At 73.1% G+C, this 15,579-nt stretch carries 9 protein-coding genes and 1 pseudogene; all 10 read left to right on the plus strand.

Annotation, left to right across the window (positions count from 1 at the left end):
* Window positions 1–24: 24 nt before the first annotated feature.
* The 10 genes and pseudogenes from OH807_RS26625 to OH807_RS26670 all read left to right on the plus strand — a co-directional run bounded on the left by OH807_RS26625 (window position 25) and on the right by OH807_RS26670 (window position 15,478).
* On the plus strand, window positions 25–2,295 hold the full coding sequence (locus OH807_RS26625) for a right-handed parallel beta-helix repeat-containing protein (RefSeq protein ID WP_406203321.1): 2,271 nt from the start codon (window positions 25–27) through the stop codon (window positions 2,293–2,295).
* 96 nt (window positions 2,296–2,391) lie between these two features.
* Window positions 2,392–3,402 carry a methionine synthase gene (locus OH807_RS26630; RefSeq protein WP_406203324.1) on the plus strand — a complete coding sequence of 337 codons (1,011 nt, stop codon included), beginning with the start codon at window positions 2,392–2,394 and terminating at the stop codon, window positions 3,400–3,402.
* An 18-nt stretch (window positions 3,403–3,420) separates the two neighbouring features.
* A complete protein-coding gene (gene ligA / locus OH807_RS26635) occupies window positions 3,421–5,811 on the plus strand; it encodes an NAD-dependent DNA ligase LigA (RefSeq protein WP_406203327.1) in 2,391 nt (796 codons plus the stop codon).
* Window positions 5,812–6,184: 373 nt separating this feature from the next.
* A pseudogene (locus OH807_RS26640) lies at window positions 6,185–7,750 on the plus strand (putative bifunctional diguanylate cyclase/phosphodiesterase); the annotation flags it as partial.
* A 422-nt stretch (window positions 7,751–8,172) separates the two neighbouring features.
* Window positions 8,173–8,469: an Asp-tRNA(Asn)/Glu-tRNA(Gln) amidotransferase subunit GatC gene (gene gatC, locus OH807_RS26645; RefSeq protein WP_035845952.1), complete on the plus strand. Its 297-nt coding sequence runs from the start codon at window positions 8,173–8,175 to the stop codon at window positions 8,467–8,469.
* Between the two features lie 6 nt (window positions 8,470–8,475).
* Window positions 8,476–9,969 carry an Asp-tRNA(Asn)/Glu-tRNA(Gln) amidotransferase subunit GatA gene (gatA, locus tag OH807_RS26650; protein WP_406203331.1) on the plus strand — a complete coding sequence of 498 codons (1,494 nt, stop codon included), beginning with the start codon at window positions 8,476–8,478 and terminating at the stop codon, window positions 9,967–9,969.
* Complete coding sequence (locus OH807_RS26655; protein ID WP_406203334.1) at window positions 9,966–10,205, plus strand: hypothetical protein; 240 nt, start codon at window positions 9,966–9,968, stop codon at window positions 10,203–10,205. Before gatA ends, OH807_RS26655 begins: the two co-directional genes overlap by 4 nt.
* An 88-nt stretch (window positions 10,206–10,293) precedes the next feature.
* Window positions 10,294–11,796: an Asp-tRNA(Asn)/Glu-tRNA(Gln) amidotransferase subunit GatB gene (gene gatB / locus OH807_RS26660; protein WP_406211199.1), complete on the plus strand. Its 1,503-nt coding sequence runs from the start codon at window positions 10,294–10,296 to the stop codon at window positions 11,794–11,796.
* 353 nt (window positions 11,797–12,149) lie between these two features.
* Complete coding sequence (locus OH807_RS26665; RefSeq protein ID WP_406203337.1) at window positions 12,150–12,314, plus strand: hypothetical protein; 165 nt, start codon at window positions 12,150–12,152, stop codon at window positions 12,312–12,314.
* 131 nt (window positions 12,315–12,445) lie between these two features.
* Window positions 12,446–15,478 (plus strand): AAA family ATPase, encoded by a 3,033-nt coding sequence (locus tag OH807_RS26670; RefSeq protein ID WP_406203340.1) that lies wholly within the window; start codon window positions 12,446–12,448, stop codon window positions 15,476–15,478.
* Window positions 15,479–15,579 lie beyond the last annotated feature (101 nt).

Below are 15,579 nucleotides of genomic sequence, written 5' to 3' on the forward strand. Positions count from 1 at the left end.
TCCAGGACTCGCATAGCGCTGGCCGTGGGCGCCGCGCTGATCGGCTCGGTCGGACTTCCGGCCCTCGGCCAGGTTGGTGCGGTTGCCGCAGGCAGCACCTTGTACGTCAACAACGCCGCGGGTGCGAACTGCACCGACGGCGGCAGCGGCACGCAGGCCGCGCCGTACTGCACCGTCGGTGCCGCGGCGGCCGTGGCGCAGCCCGGCCAGACGGTGGAGATCGCCGAGGGCGCCTACATCGAGCCGGACCTCGCGTTCACCCGCTCCGGCACCGCCGAGGCGCCGATCACCTTCCGCAGCACCCCGGTCGAGAACTCCTCCGGCGGTCTCGCGCAGCTCGGGTCGTGGGACAAGCCGGGCGGCGGCATCCAGGTCAAGGGCGCCCAGCACCTGCGGTTCGAGAACCTCCGGGTGAACTCGGCCTTCCAGAAGCCCACCGTGCTGGTCGACGGCGCGCAGGACATCACGTTCAACAACGTGGCCGTCGGCGGCGGCTCGGGCGTCCGCATCACCAACAACTCCAGCAAGGTGACCTACGGCCGCGGCGACTTCGGCTACGTGCAGGGCCCGGCCTTCACCGTGGACGGCGGCTCGACCGGCACGGTCGTGACCACCAACGCGGTCCAGGCCAACTACGTCCCGGAGATGACCGGCATCCTGGTCAAGGACGCGCCGGGCACCGTCGTGGTGAGCAACACGGTCACGTCCTCCTGCTTCGCCGGGATCGTCCTCAGCGGCGCCTCGGGCGGCGCCGTGGTCGAGAACAACGTGGTCAACACCGCGCAGTACTCCAGCCAGAAGTGCAGTGACACCGCCCGGCCGACCGCCATCGCCGTCGAGGCGAGTGCCACCGCCGGCACCAAGGTCGACTACAACCTGATCGACCCGCGCAGTGGCGGCGCCGGCTACCAGTGGGGCGGCGGCAAGTTCTGGAGCCAGCCGGAGTTCACGGCGGCCAGCGGCCAGGGCGCACACGACTTCATCGCGCTCGACCACGTCCAGAAGGGCCCGGGCGCGCCGGTCGACCACCGCGCCGACTCGGCCGACGAGAACGCGCCCGGCATGCTGCCGACCGACCGCGGCAACTGGACCCCGGCGGACAACCCGCTGGTGCCCAACACGGGTACCGGCAAGGGCTACCGGGACCGCGGCGCCTACGAGGACCTCGACCTCGGTTCGGCGTTCACCCCGGCCGGTCCGACCCGTCTGCTGGACACCCGTGAGGCCATCGGCGTCCCGGGGAAGACGGCCGTTCCGGCCGGCGGCACGGTGGACCTCCAGGTCGCCGGCGTCGCGGGCGTCCCCGCCGAGGGCGTCACCGCCGTCACCCTGAACGTGACGGTGACCGACACCCAGCAGGCCGGTTTCCTGACCGTCTACCCGCACGGTGACGCGCTGCCGGACGCCTCCAACCTGAACTGGACCGCCGGGCGGACGATCCCGAACCTGGTGACCGTCCCGGTCAAGGACGGCAAGGTCTCCTTCCGCAACGCCTCGGGCGGCACCACCCACGTGGTCGCGGACCTCGCGGGCTACTACTCGGCCAAGGGCCAGCTGTTCCACCCGCAGGGCCCGACCCGTCTGCTGGACACCCGTGAGCCGATCGGCGTCGCGCAGAAGCAGCCCGTTCCGGCCGGCGGCACCGTCGACCTCCAGGTCGCCGGCGTGGCGGGCGTCCCGGCCTCCGGCGTCACCGCCGCGACGATGAACGTCACGGTCACCGAGCCGACCCAGGCCGGTTTCCTGACCGTCTACCCGCACGGTGACGCGCTGCCGGACGCCTCCAACCTGAACTGGACCGCCGGGCGGACGATCCCGAACCTGGTGACCGTCCCGGTCAAGGACGGCAAGGTGTCCTTCCACAACTCCTCCGGCGGCACCGTCGAGGTGATCGCCGACCTGGCCGGCTACTACTCCGCCCAGGGCGAGGTCAGCTACCACCCGGTCGGCCCGTGGCGGATCGCCGACACCCGCCAGGACATGAACTACGAGTCCGGGGCGCGCCCGGCGGGCACCGTCGGGGCCGGCGAGACGCTGGACATCCCGATCGACGCCCCGAACTCCACCGCGGTCACCCTCAACGTGACCGTGACCGAGCCCGGCCGCGACGGCTTCCTCACCGTGTACCCGAAGGGTGAGCAGGCGCCGAACGCCTCGAACCTCAACTTCCTGCCCGGCGAGACCATCCCCAACCAGGTGGTCGTGTCGGTGAAGAACGGCGGGGTCTCGATCCGCAACAACAGCGGCGCCCCGGTGCACGTCGTGGTCGACATGTTCGGCTACCAGGGGTACTGAGCGACCCGCTGACTACCGCTCTCCCCGCGGCCCCGGTGCCGAGCCCCGCGCTCGGCACCGGGGCCGCGGGCGTTCCCGATCTCGTAGGCTTCCGGGGTGAGCAACGGACACGCCTTCCCCGACCTGATCGGCGCCGCGACCGGCGTCGGCTCGCTTCCCGGCACCGACGCGCGGGAGGCCGCGAAAACGGCCACCGGGGCGCTGGAACACCTGCCGTTCCTCCCCGAGCTGCCCGCCCGCGGCCCGGGTGCCGACATGATCGGGCGCGGCGCCGGCCTGCTGGTCGAGCTGTTCGCGCAGACCGAGCCGAGCGGCTGGCGGTTCACCGACCACGCCGGCCGGGACACCCGGCGCGCCCGCTCCTGGCTGGGCGAGGACCTCGACGCCCTGGAGGAGTTCACCCAGGGCTACCGCGGCGCCCTCAAGGTGCAGGCGGTCGGCCCGTGGACGCTGGCCGCCTCGATCGAGCTGAAGCACGGCGAGAAGGCGCTCGCCGACGCGGGCGCCTGCCGTGACATCGCCGGCTCGCTCGCCGAGGGCCTGCGCCGCCACCTGGAGGACGTCCGCCGCCGGATCCCCGGCGCCGAGGTGGTGCTCCAGCTCGACGAGCCCTCGCTGCCCGCCGTGCTGACCGGCCAGGTCAGGACCGCCAGCGGCTTCCAGCGGCTGCGCTCGGTCGACCGGCAGGTCGCCGAGGAGAACCTGCGCGAGCTGATCCGCAGCCTGGACGCGCCCGTCGTCGTGCACAGTTGCGCGCCGAACGTGCCGATCCCGCTGCTGCGCCGGGCCGGGGTGGCCGGGATCTCGCTGGACTTCTCGCTCCTGACGGACCGGGCGGACGACGACCTCGGCGAGGCCGTCGAGGGCGGCACCGCGATCCTCGCGGGTGTCGTCCCCCCCACTGACCAGGGACTGTCCGACCCGGCCGGTAGTGTCCAGGGTGTCAGGACGTTGTGGCGCAGGCTCGGGTTCGCCCCGGAGCTGCTGGGCCGCCGTGTGCTGGTGACGCCGACCTGTGGGCTGGCCGGGGCCTCCCCGGCGTACGCGCGCGAGGCGCTGTCGCTCAGTGCGCGGGCGGCGCAGAGCCTGGTGGACAACCCGGAGTAGGAACACAGGAGGCTTGCGGTGGTCGCTGTCGAGGGCTGGGAGGACGTTCCGGCGGAGGCGCGCGGGCGGCACGCCGAGCTGGCGGCCGAGATCACCGACCACCGGGCCCGCTACTACGAGCAGGACGCCCCGGTCGTCAGCGACGCCGAGTTCGACGCCCTGATGCGCGAGCTGGAGGCGCTGGAGGCCGCGCACCCGGCCCTGCGCACCCCCGACTCGCCGACCCAGAAGGTCGGCGGCGCCGTCACCGAGCAGTTCGCCGCGGTCGAGCACCGCGAGCGGCTGCTCAGCCTCGACAACGCGATGGACGACGAGGAGCTGGCGGCCTGGGCCGAGCGGGTCGCGGGCGAACTGGACGGCATCGACTACCACTACCTGTGCGAGCTCAAGGTCGACGGCCTGGCCGTCAACCTCACCTACGAGAACGGCCAGTTGGTGCAGGCCGCGACCCGCGGCGACGGCCGGGTGGGCGAGGACATCACCGCCAACGTCCGCACCATCAAGGAGATCCCGCACCAGTTGAAGGGGGAGGACCTCCCCGAGCTGGTGGAGATCCGCGGCGAGGTGTACTTCCCGACCGAGGCGTTCGAGGCGCTGAACGCCTCGTTCGCGGAGGAGAACGAGCGCCGCCGGCAGGAGAACGAGGAGCGCGCCGAGGAGGGCAGACGGCCCCGGGCGATGATCCGGCTGTTCATGAACCCGCGCAACGCCGCCGCCGGCTCGCTGCGCCAGAAGGACCCGCACGTCACCGCCTCCCGGCCGCTGCACATGGTGGTGCACGGCATCGGCGCCCGGGTCGGCTTCGACATCGACAACCAGTCGCACGCCTACCGGCTGCTGCACGACTGGGGCCTGCCCACCGCCCGGCACAACCGGGTGGTCGGCACCCTCGACGAGGTCCGCGCGTTCGTCCGGCACTTCGGCGAGCAGCGGCACTCCGTCGAGCACGAGATCGACGGCGTCGTGGTCAAGGTGGACGAGATCGCCCTGCAGGGCCGGCTCGGCGCCACCTCCAAGTCCCCGCGCTGGGCGATCGCCTGGAAGTACCCGCCGGAGGAGGTCACCGGCCGGCTGGCCGCGATCAAGGTCGGCATCGGCCGCACCGGCCGGGCCACCCCGTACGCGGTGCTGGCCGAGCCGGTGAAGGTGGCCGGCTCGATGGTGCAGTACGCGACGCTGCACAACCAGCAGATCGTCAAGGCCAAGGACGTCCTGCTCGGCGACACGGTGGTGCTGCGCAAGGCCGGCGACGTCATCCCGGAGATCCTCGGCCCGGTCTACGACCTGCGGGACGGCACCGAGCAGGAGTTCGTGATGCCCTCGCACTGCCCGGAGTGCGGCACCGGGCTGCGGCCGATGGCGGAGGGGGACATCGACCTGCGCTGCCCGAACGCGCAGTACTGCCCGGCCCAGATCCGCGAGCGGATCGCCTTCCTGGGCGGCCGTTCCTCGCTGGACATCGAGGGCCTGGGCTACGTCGCGGCGACGGCGCTGACCCAGCCGCTGGCGCCGGCCGAGGCGCCGGTGCGCAACGAGGGCGACATCTTCGGCCTGACCGTCGAGCAGCTGCTGCCGATCAAGGTGCTGGTGCGCGACCCGAAGACCGGCATGCCCAAGCTCGACGACGAGACCGGCGAGGAGAAGGAGGTGTTCTTCTTCGCGACCACCGCGGGGGTGCCCAAGAAGAACACCGGCCTGATGCTCGACAACATCGAACAGGCCAAGGACCGCCCGCTCTGGCGTTTTCTCAACGGCCTGTCCATCCGGCACGTCGGCCCGGTCGCCGCACAGGAGCTGGCCAGGGAGTTCCGCGACCTGGACCGGATCTTCGCCGCCACCGAGGAGGAGCTGGCCGCCACCGAGGGCGTCGGCCCGGGCACCGCGCGCTCGGTCGTCGAGTGGTACCAGGTGGAGTGGCACCGGGAGCTGCTGGAGAAGTGGCGCGCGGCCGGCGTCCGGTTCACCGAGGAGGCCGCCGAGGAGCAGGGCGAGCGCCCGTTGGAGGGCCTGACCGTGGTGGTCACCGGCACCCTCGCCGGGCACACCCGGGACGGCGCCAAGGAGGCGCTGACCTCGCGGGGCGCCAAGGTGACCGGCTCGGTGTCGAAGAAGACCCACTTCGTGGTGGCGGGCGACAACCCCGGCTCCAAGTACGACAAGGCCGTGCAGCTCGGGCTGCCCGTGCTGGACGACGCCGGCTTCGCCGTGCTGCTGGAGCGCGGCCCGGGCGCGGCCCGGGTGCACCTCGGGCTGCCGGAGGTGCCGGAGGTCGTCGAGCCGGTGCGGAAGGCACCTGCGAAGAAGGCCGCCAAGAAGCCCGTCGAGGGCGGTGCCGAGAGCGGTGCCGAGGGCGACGCCGGGAGCGGCGCGGAGGAGATCCCCGCCGAGGAGGCGCCCGCCGAAGACTGACCCGCGCGCGGAAGCGCCGAATCCGTCTTGTTATCGTCCTGATGCAACGTCACCCGGTGCTGCACAGTGAAAGCGGGCATTGTGTCACTGTGCGACACCCGAACGCGGTGGCGCGTTCCCGGTTGTCCGAAAGTCTGCCCGCCGGGTGGACCCCGGAATACCCTGGAGCGCAACAGAGTGTCAGCAGGGGTGGGGGCACCGGCTGAGCCGGTCTCCGCGGGGTCGCTCATGCCCGGCAGCTGCCGGCACCAGCACGGTGCCTCACCGTAAGGCGGCCTGACCGGGGCGGGCCCGACGGAGGACAGGGCTTATGGATCGTACGACCGGCGGTGCGCCCACACGCCCGCCGCAGGGGGTGGCGGGTGCGGTCCTGCTGCTCGGCGTGCTGCTGGCCGGCGCCGCGCCGCTCATTCCGCTGGCCGTCCTGGTCTACCGGTACGAGCCCGAGCTGCTGCCGCTGTTCGCGGTGCCGCTGGCCGTGCTGGTCGCGGCCTGGCGGATCGCCCGCGACCGTGCCCGTGACCAGCTCACCGACCCGCTGACGGACCTGCCCAACCGTCAGGCGTTACTGCTGGCCGCCCAGGAGGCGATCGCCGAGCACAGCCCCGGGTACAGCGTCGGGCTGATCCTGCTCGACCTCGACCGGTTCCGGTCGCTCAACGACACGCTCGGCCACACCGCCGGCGACCGGCTGCTGGTGCACATCGCCCGCCGGCTGCACCGGGCGCTGCGCTCCGGCGGCCCGGCGGGCAGCGCCACCCGGGAGTCGATCGACGACATCTTCGCCGGGCTGCCCCGGCACTACCGGGCCGGCCGGCCGCTGGTGGCCCGGATGGGCGGCGACGAGTTCGCCGTCCTGCTGCCCGGGGTCGGCTGTCCGGACACCCTGGAGAAGGTCGCCAACGCGCTGATCGCCGAACTGGCCGCGCCGATCCGCCTCGACGGGCTGCTGCTCGTCCTGGAGGCCAGCGCGGGCGTCTGCGTGTACCCGCAGCACGCCCAGGACGCCGAATCGCTGCTGCGCCGGGCCGATGTGGCGATGGGCCACGCCCAGCGCGGCCGGACGTCCGTCGAGCAGTACAACGAGACCCAGGACGCCGACACGCCCTACCGGATCGGGCTCCTCGGCGACCTGCGGCGGGCCCTGGAGACCGGCGAGGTGCAGCTGCACTACCAGCCGAAGGTGGCCTTCGACGGCCGCGTGGTCGGCCTGGAGGCGCTGCTGCGCTGGGAGCGGCCCGGGCAGGGCAAGGTGTCGCCGGACGAGTTCGTCGGCCTCGCCGAGTCCAGCGGCCTGATGCCCCGGCTGACCGACTACGTGCTGGAGGCGGCCGTCGGCCAGCTCGCCTACTGGCGCGAACAGGGCCTCCAGGTGCAGGTCGCGGTGAACGTCTCGCCGCGCGACGTGCTCAACCCGGGCTTCGCCCAGCGGGTGGCCGGCCACCTCGTGCGCCACCAGGTGCCGGCCCACGCGCTCCAGCTGGAGATCACCGAGCGGCTGCTGCTGGACGACTCCCGGCGCGCCGCCGACACCCTGGCCGAGCTGCGCGGCTACGGCGTCGGGATGTCCCTGGACGACTTCGGCACCGGCCACTCCTCGCTGGTGCGGCTGCGCAGCCTGCCGGTCGGCGAGCTGAAGATCGACCGCTCCTTCGTCTCCCGGATGGTCGCCGACGACCACGACGCCGCGGTGGTCCGCTGCTCGGTGGAGCTGGCGCACTCGCTCGGCCTGACCGTGGTCGCCGAGGGCGTCGAGGACGACGAGACCTGGGAGCGGCTGCACTGCATGGGGGTGGACGCCGTCCAGGGCTGGCTGGTCTCGGCCGCGCTGCCGGCCGACCAGGCCACCGCCTGGCTGCGGGTGCACCGGACCGGCGCCCCGCCGGTGGAGCGGCTCGGAACGGCCGCGCGGCTGCCGTCCGCCGTCCAGCAGCTGCCGTCGGTGATCAAACCGATCGTCCAGCCGGTGATCCAGCCGGTCGTCCCGCCGGTGCTCCCCCAAATGATCCAGCCCGTGATCCCGCAAGTGATCCCCCAGGTGATCCAGCCGGTCGCCCCGTCGGTGCTGCCGCCGGTGATCCAGGCCGCGCAGGCCGCGCAACTGGAGATCCAGACGCCCTGCACCCCGAACTGGGCACCGACCAGGCCGCAGTAGCGGCCGCCGGCACCGCGGCGCGGCGGCGCGGCGGGCCGCAGTGACCGCGCCCGCGCGTCACTCGTTGGCCGGTGGCCGGGCCGGGCCCCATAGGATGGGGCCCACAGACCAAGAGGACGGGAGCGCCGAGCCGGCTGCTCCTGCCCGGGCCCGGCACTGCGTCACCGCCGCCGGGCCTCACCAGAACTCACCCTGAGGATCGCTGCATGCCTGGCATCACGCGCGAGGAGGTCGCCCACCTCGCTCGGCTGTCGCGTCTTGAGTTGCAGGCCGAAGAGCTGGACCACTTCGCCGAGCAGCTCGACGTGATCATCGGCGCGGTCGCCCGCGTTTCCGAGGTCGCCGGACAGGACGTCCCGCCGACCTCCCACCCGCTCCCGCTGACCAACGTCATGCGCGCGGACGAGGTGCGGCCGTCGCTCACTCCCGAGCAGGCGCTGGCCGGTGCCCCCGCCGCCGAGGAGCAGCGTTTCCGTGTGCCGCAGATCCTCGGGGAGGACTGACCGAAGATGACCGAGCTGATCAAGTACACCGCGGCCGAGACCGCGAGCGCCATCGCCAAGGGCGAGGTCTCCGCGGTCGAGGTCGCCCAGGCGCACCTGGACCGCATCGACGCCGTCGACAAGAAGGTCAACGCCTTCCTGCACGTCGACACCGAGGGCGCGCTGAGCGCCGCCCGGGCCGTCGACGAGAAGCGCGCCAAGGGCGAGGAGCTCGGCCCGCTGGCCGGCGTCCCGCTCGCGCTGAAGGACGTCTTCACCACCAAGGGCGTGCCGACCACCTGCGGCTCCAAGATCCTCGAAGGCTGGATCCCGCCGTACGACGCCACGCTGACCACGCGTCTCAAGGACGCCGGCGTGGTCATCCTCGGCAAGACCAACATGGACGAGTTCGCGATGGGCTCCTCCACCGAGAACTCGGCCTACGGCGCCACCGGCAACCCGTGGGACCTCAGCCGGATCCCCGGCGGCTCCGGCGGCGGTTCGGCCGCCGCGCTGGCCGCGTACGAGGCGCCGCTGGCGATCGGCACCGACACCGGCGGCTCGATCCGCCAGCCCGGCGCCGTCACCGGCACGGTCGGCGTGAAGCCGACCTACGGTTCGGTCTCCCGCTACGGCCTGGTCGCGTTCTCGTCCTCGCTGGACCAGGGCGGCCCCTGCGCCCGCACCGTGCTGGACGCGGCCCTGCTGCACGAGGCCATCGCCGGGCACGACCCGCTGGACTCCACCTCGATCGACGCGCCGGTGCCGGCCGTGGTCGAGGCCGCCAGGCGCCGCGACGTCCGCGGCATGCGGATCGGCGTGGTCAAGGAGTTCGCCGGCGAGGGCTACCAGGCCGGCGTGATGCAGCGCTTCAACGAGTCCGTGGAGCTGCTGCGCGAGCTGGGCGCCGAGGTCGTCGAGGTCTCCTGCCCGTCCTTCACCCTGGCGCTGCCGGCGTACTACCTGATCGCGCCGAGCGAGGCCTCCTCCAACCTGGCCCGCTTCGACGCGATGCGCTACGGCCTGCGGGTCGGCGACGACGGCACCCGCTCCGCCGAGGACGTCACCGCCCTCACCCGTGAGGCGGGCTTCGGCCCCGAGGTGAAGCGCCGCATCATCCTCGGCACCTACGCCCTCTCCTCGGGCTACTACGACGCCTACTACGGCTCGGCCCAGAAGGTCCGCACCCTGATCTCGCGGGACTTCGACGCGGCCTTCGCCGGTGTGGACGTGCTGGTCTCCCCGACCACGCCGACCACCGCCTTCCCGATCGGCGAGCGCGCCGACGACCCGATGGCGATGTACCTGGCCGACCTCTGCACGATTCCGTCGAACCTCGCGGGCAACGCGGCCATGTCGCTGCCCTGCGGACTGGCCCCGGAGGACAATCTCCCGGTCGGCCTGCAGATCATCGCACCCGCGATGGCGGACGACCGCCTGTACCGCGTGGGCGGCGCCGTCGAGGCCGCACTCAACGACAAGTGGGGGCACACCCTGCTGGAGGAGGCACCGGCACTGTGAGCAAGATCGAGAAGGCCAAAGGCTTCAAGCACTCCAAGCCCGGTCTCTGGCTGTCCATCGGCACCAGCGCCTTCGGCGCGTTCTCCGTGGTGAAGGACGTCCGGAAGGCCCGCGACGAGAGCGACACCCTGAAGCTGATCAACGCCCTGGTCGGCGCCGCGGCGCTGGTCACCGGCACCGCCCTGCTGGTGCGCGAGCTGCGCCGCCTCGGCGACGACGACGTGCTGCTGGGCTGAGCAAGCCCTTGGCCCGGCCACGCACCCGCGGTGCGCGGCCGGGCCCGTACCTCCACAGACTTTTAGCGAAGGGGACGCTGTGAGCGTCATGAACCTGGTCTCCTACGAGGACGCTCTCGCGTCGTACGACCCGGTGATGGGCCTTGAGGTCCACGTCGAGCTGGGTACCAAGACCAAGATGTTCTGCGGTTGCTCGACCGAGCTGGGTGCCGAGCCGAACAGCCAGGTCTGCCCGACCTGTCTCGGCCTGCCGGGCTCGCTGCCGGTCGTCAACGCGATCGGCGTGGAGTCGGCCGTCAAGATCGGCCTGGCGCTGAACTGCGAGATCGCCGAGTGGTGCCGGTTCGCCCGGAAGAACTACTTCTACCCGGACATGCCGAAGAACTTCCAGACCTCGCAGTACGACGAGCCGATCGCCTTCAACGGCTACCTCGACGTGCAGCTGGAGGACGGCTCGACCTTCCGTGTGGAGATCGAGCGCGCCCACATGGAGGAGGACACCGGCAAGTCCAGCCACGTCGGCGGCGCCACCGGCCGGATCCACGGCGCCACGCACTCGCTGCTCGACTACAACCGGGCCGGCATCCCGCTGATCGAGATCGTCACCAAGCCGATCGAGGGGGCCGGCGAGCGCGCCCCCGAGGTCGCCAAGGCGTACGTGGCCGAGCTGCGCGAGCTGATCAAGGCGCTGGGCGTCTCCGAGGCCCGGATGGACAAGGGCCAGATGCGCTGCGACGTCAACCTGTCGCTGCGCCCCAACGGCACCGAGACCTTCGGCACCCGCTCCGAGACCAAGAACGTGAACTCGCTGCGCAGCGTCGAGCGGGCCGCCCGGTTCGAGATCCAGCGGCACGCCACGGTGCTGGGCGACGGCGGCACGATCATTCAGGAGACCCGGCACTTCCACGAGGAGGACGGCTCCACCACCGCCGGCCGGATCAAGGACAACGCCGAGGACTACCGCTACTTCCCCGAGCCGGACCTCGTCCCGATCGCGCCCGCGCGCGCCTGGGTGGAGGAGCTGCGCGCCGGTCTGCCCGAGCTGCCGCGGGTGCGCCGGGCCCGGCTGCAGGGCGAGTGGGGCCTCTCCGACAAGGACATGCAGTCGGTGCTGAACGCCGGCGCCGTCGAGCCGATCCTGGAGACCATCGCCGCCGGTGCCCCGGCCGACCAGGCCCGCAAGTGGTGGATGGGCGAGCTGGCCCGCCGGGCCAACGAGACCGGCACCGACCTGAGCGAGCAGCCGATCACCCCGGCGCAGGTGGCCCGGGTCGCCGCGCTGGTCGCCGAGGGCAAGCTGAACGACAAGCTGGCCCGCCAGGTCATCGAGGCCGTGCTGGCCGGCGAGGGCGAGCCGGACGAGGTCGTCGAGAAGCGCGGCCTGGCCGTCGTCTCGGACGACTCCGCGCTCGGTGCGGCCGTCGACCAGGCCATTGCCGAGAACGAGGGGATCGCCGCCAAGATCCGCGACGGCAAGGTCGCCGCGGTGGGCGCGCTGGTCGGCGCGGTCATGAAGGCCACCCGCGGCCAGGCCGACGCGGCCCGGGTGAAGGACCTCATCCTGGAGAAGCTCGGCGTCACGGGGCAGTAGGCACCGCCCGGGAACGGCAGTGCCCACCGCCTGCGAACGGCGGTGGGCACGGTCGGAGGAACGGCAGTGGCATTGCCCGGGAACGCAGCGTGCACAGCCTGTGAAAGCCAGCCGTCTGAGGCTCAGATGGCTGGGGATCTAAGGCATCTAAGGCCATCTAAGGCACCTTAGGTCGGTCTAGGCCCGGATTCACCCCCCATAAGGGGGGTGGGTCCGGGCCTTCGTCGTGTCCGGGGCCCGATCTAGGGCAGGGGGCGCGCCGAACATGCGGCAAGCGGCCGATGCGGCACCCCCCACTGGGAGAGGAATCTTTACCTCAGAACGAAGGACACACCGCAAAAAGGGGAAACACCGTGATCGAGTACGAGCTCATCCAGCAGCAGCAGCGCGAACTGCGCCACCGCGCCGACCACGAGCGGATGGTCCGCGAGGCCGCCGCCCCGCGCACCGGCCTCGGCCTGCGCCGGCTGGTCACCACCCGCACCGACCGGCGCGCCGCGCGTCTGCGCGAATGCTGAGGGACCGGCACCCGCAGGGTGCCGGGGGGATTCCGGAAGGGGAGGCGCCGACCAGCGCCTCCCCTTCCGGGCGTTCCGGGGGCGTGATAACCCCTCGGCCGGGCCGGTCGGCTTATGGCATGCTCGCCTCCATGCAGCAGATATCGGTGAGTCCTGTCTTCGTCGGCCGCGGCACGGAGATCACCGAACTGACCGATGCGCTGCGCCGGGCCGGAGCCGGGAGCCCGCAGGCCGTCCTGATCGGCGGTGAGGCCGGCGTCGGCAAGACCCGGCTGCTGGAGGAGTTCCTCGCCCGGGCCGGCACCGACGGGGGAGTGGTCGTGACCGTCGGCGGCTGTCTGGAGGTCGGCGCGGAGGGCCTGCCGTACGCGCCGCTGGCCACCGCACTGCGCCGGCTGCACCGCAGCCTGGGCGGCGAGCTGGAGGCCGCCGCCGCGGGCCTGGAGGGCCATCTCGCGCGGCTGCTGCCCGACTTCGGCGAGGCCGACGGCGAACCCAACGACGAGTACGGCCGGGCCCGGCTGTTCGAGCACACCGCGAGGCTGTTCGAACGGCTCGGCACGGACCGTACCCTCGTCCTCGCCGTCGAGGACCTGCACTGGTCCGACCGCTCCACCCGGGAGCTTTTCGCCTACCTCGTCCGCACCCTGCACCGGGCCCGCGTCCTGCTGATCGCCACCTACCGCAGCGACGACCTGCACCGCCGCCACCCGCTCCGGCCGTTCCTGGCCGAGCTGGAGCGGCTGCGCACCGTCCAGCGCCTGGAGCTGGAACGGTTCGGCCCCGGCGAGGTCGCCGCCCAACTGGCCGGCATCCTGGGCACCAGCGACCCCGACCGGCACCTGGTGGACCGGATCCACCGCCGCTCCGAGGGCAACCCGTTCTTCGTCGAGGAGCTCGCCACCTCCTTCCAGGACGGCTGCTTCGTCGGGCTCACCGACTCGCTGCGGGACATCCTGCTGGTCCGGGTCGAGGCGCTGGACGAGGAGACCCAGCGGGTGCTGCGGATCGCCGCCGAGGGCGGCTCCTACGTCGAGCACGCGCTGCTGGCCGCCGTGCTGGACGACGAGGAGGAGCTGATCGGCTCGCTGCGGGTGGCCGTCGGCGCCAACATCCTGCGCCCGGACACCGACGGCGACGGCTACCGGTTCCGGCACGCGCTGGTCCGCGAGGCGGTCTCGGACGACCTGCTGCCCGGCGAGCGGCAGCGGATCAACCGCCGCTTCGCCACCGCCCTGGAGCAGGACCCGCACCTGGTCGGCGCCGACGTCCGACCGGCCCGGCTGGCCAACTACTGGTACCACGCGCACGATCCGGCCCGCGCCCTGCCGAGCGCGTTGGACGCCGCCCGGGCCGCCCGCCGGCGCAACGCCTTCGCCGAGCAGCTGCGGATGCTGGAACGCGCGCTGGAGCTGTGGGACGAAGTCTCCGAGGACGTGCTCGCGACCACCCTGCGCCCGTACGACTGGGCCGAGACGTACCCGCCGTGCGGCTGCCTGCCCGGGACGCACGACGACGGCTGCGACCAGCTGCAACTGGTCGACGTGCTCGCCGAGGCGGTGGTCGCGGCCCGGCGCAGCGGTGACCGCGAGCGCGGGCTGAGCCTGGCCAAGCGGGCGCTGAAGCTGGTCGACGAGGGGGAGAACCCGGCCCGGGCGGCCTGGTTCCGGATGAACCGGGCCCGGATGCTCGGCCACCTCAACCGGTCCGGCAACCAGGACGAGGCGGCCTACGCCCGGCGCCTGGTCGAGCAGCTCCCGCCGTCGGCCGTCCAGGCCGAGGTGTTCGCGCTGAGCGCCGGCATCGCGATCCTGCACGACCCCAGCGAGGAGGACGTCGAGCTGGCCGAGCGCGCCGTGGCGATCGCCCGGCAGGTCGGCGCGGACTCGGTGGAGCAGCACGCCCGGATGACCCTCGGCTCGCTGCGCAACGACCTCCACCACGACCCGGACCGCGGGATCGCCGAGCTGACGGCGGCGGTCGCCGCGACCCGCGGGCTCGGCGTCCCCGACGTCCTGCTGCGCGGGATCAACAACCTGGCCAGCATGCTGCAGTCGCTCGGCCGGGCGGAGGAGGCGGTGGCGCTCGCCCGCGAGGGGCTGGAGGCGGCCGGGGGGAACGGGCTGCTGCGCAACAGCGGCGCCATCCTGACCGGCAACCTCGCCGAGGCGCTGCTCGACCTCGGCCGGGTCGGCGAGGCGGCCGAGCTGCTGGCCGGCTCGGAACAGCACGACCTGCCGGGCAGCCACGCCGAGTTCCTCGACCGGCTGCGCGGCGACCTCGCCCTGCTGCGCGGCGACCTGGCCACCGCCGCCGGGATGCTGGCCCAGGCCCGGGCCTCCAAGCACACCTGCCAGTTCCAGCACAGCGTGCCGATCTCCCAGCTCGCCATGGTCGTGGCGGCCCGCGGCGGGCGCCCGGCGGAGGCCAGGGCCGAACTGCTCGCCGTGATCGACGACCGGGTGCCGGCCGGCAACGAGGCCGCGCTGTACCCGCTGCTGACGCTCGGCGCGGGCATCGAGGCGGACCACCGCGGGCTGCCCGGGGCGGAGGTCGGCCGGGCCGAGGCGCTGGCGAAGATCGCCGCGACCGCCGCCGGACTGACCCCCAAGGCGCCGGTGCACCACGGCTGGGCCCGGCTGCTGGAGGCCGAACTGGCCCGCGCCCGGGGGGCGGACACCCCGGCGCACTGGGCGGCCGCCGTCGACGTGCTGCGGCCGACCGGGCTGCCGTACCCGTTGGCGCTCGCGCTGCTGCGGGCCGCCGAGGCGGAGGTGGTGGCCGGGCGCCGCGAGGCGGGGGCGGAGCGGCTGCGCGAGGCGCGCAAGCTCGCCGGGGCCCGGGGTGACACCTGGCTGCTGGCCGAGATCACCGCGCTGGCCGAGCGGGCCGGCCTGGCGCTGACCGCCCGCGTCGCGGCCCCCGCGGCCCCGGCCGGCGACTCCTTCGGCCTCACCCCCCGTGAGCGGGACGTGCTCCGGTTGCTCGTGCGCGGCCGGACCAACCGGCAGATCGCGGAGGAGCTGTACATCTCGCCGAAGACCGCGAGCGTGCACGTTTCGAACATCCTCGGCAAGCTCGCGGTGGCCGGCCGCGGCGAGGCGGCCGCGCTGGCCCACCGGTTGCGGCTCTTCCCGGACGATCTGGCGTCGGCGGCCTGCTGACCACCGCCCCCGCCCGCGCCCGCCCGTCACCCGGCCCCGGCCGGCCGTCGACGGGCGGGCGCCTCCGTGTGCTCCCGTGCGCGCCGCGTGAGCCCCCGCCC

It is taken from the genome of Kitasatospora sp. NBC_01560 (genome assembly GCF_045208415.1).
GTDB lineage: Bacteria > Actinomycetota > Actinomycetes > Streptomycetales > Streptomycetaceae > Kitasatospora.

Coding starts and splice junctions, on each gene's coding strand:
- gatB (WP_406211199.1), top strand. CDS start 10,294: ATGAACCTGGTCTCCTACGAGGACGCTCTCGCGTCGTACGACCCGGTG.
- gatC (WP_035845952.1), top strand. CDS start 8,173: ATGCCTGGCATCACGCGCGAGGAGGTCGCCCACCTCGCTCGGCTGTCG.
- gatA (WP_406203331.1), top strand. CDS start 8,476: ATGACCGAGCTGATCAAGTACACCGCGGCCGAGACCGCGAGCGCCATC.
- OH807_RS26670 (WP_406203340.1), top strand. CDS start 12,446: ATGCAGCAGATATCGGTGAGTCCTGTCTTCGTCGGCCGCGGCACGGAG.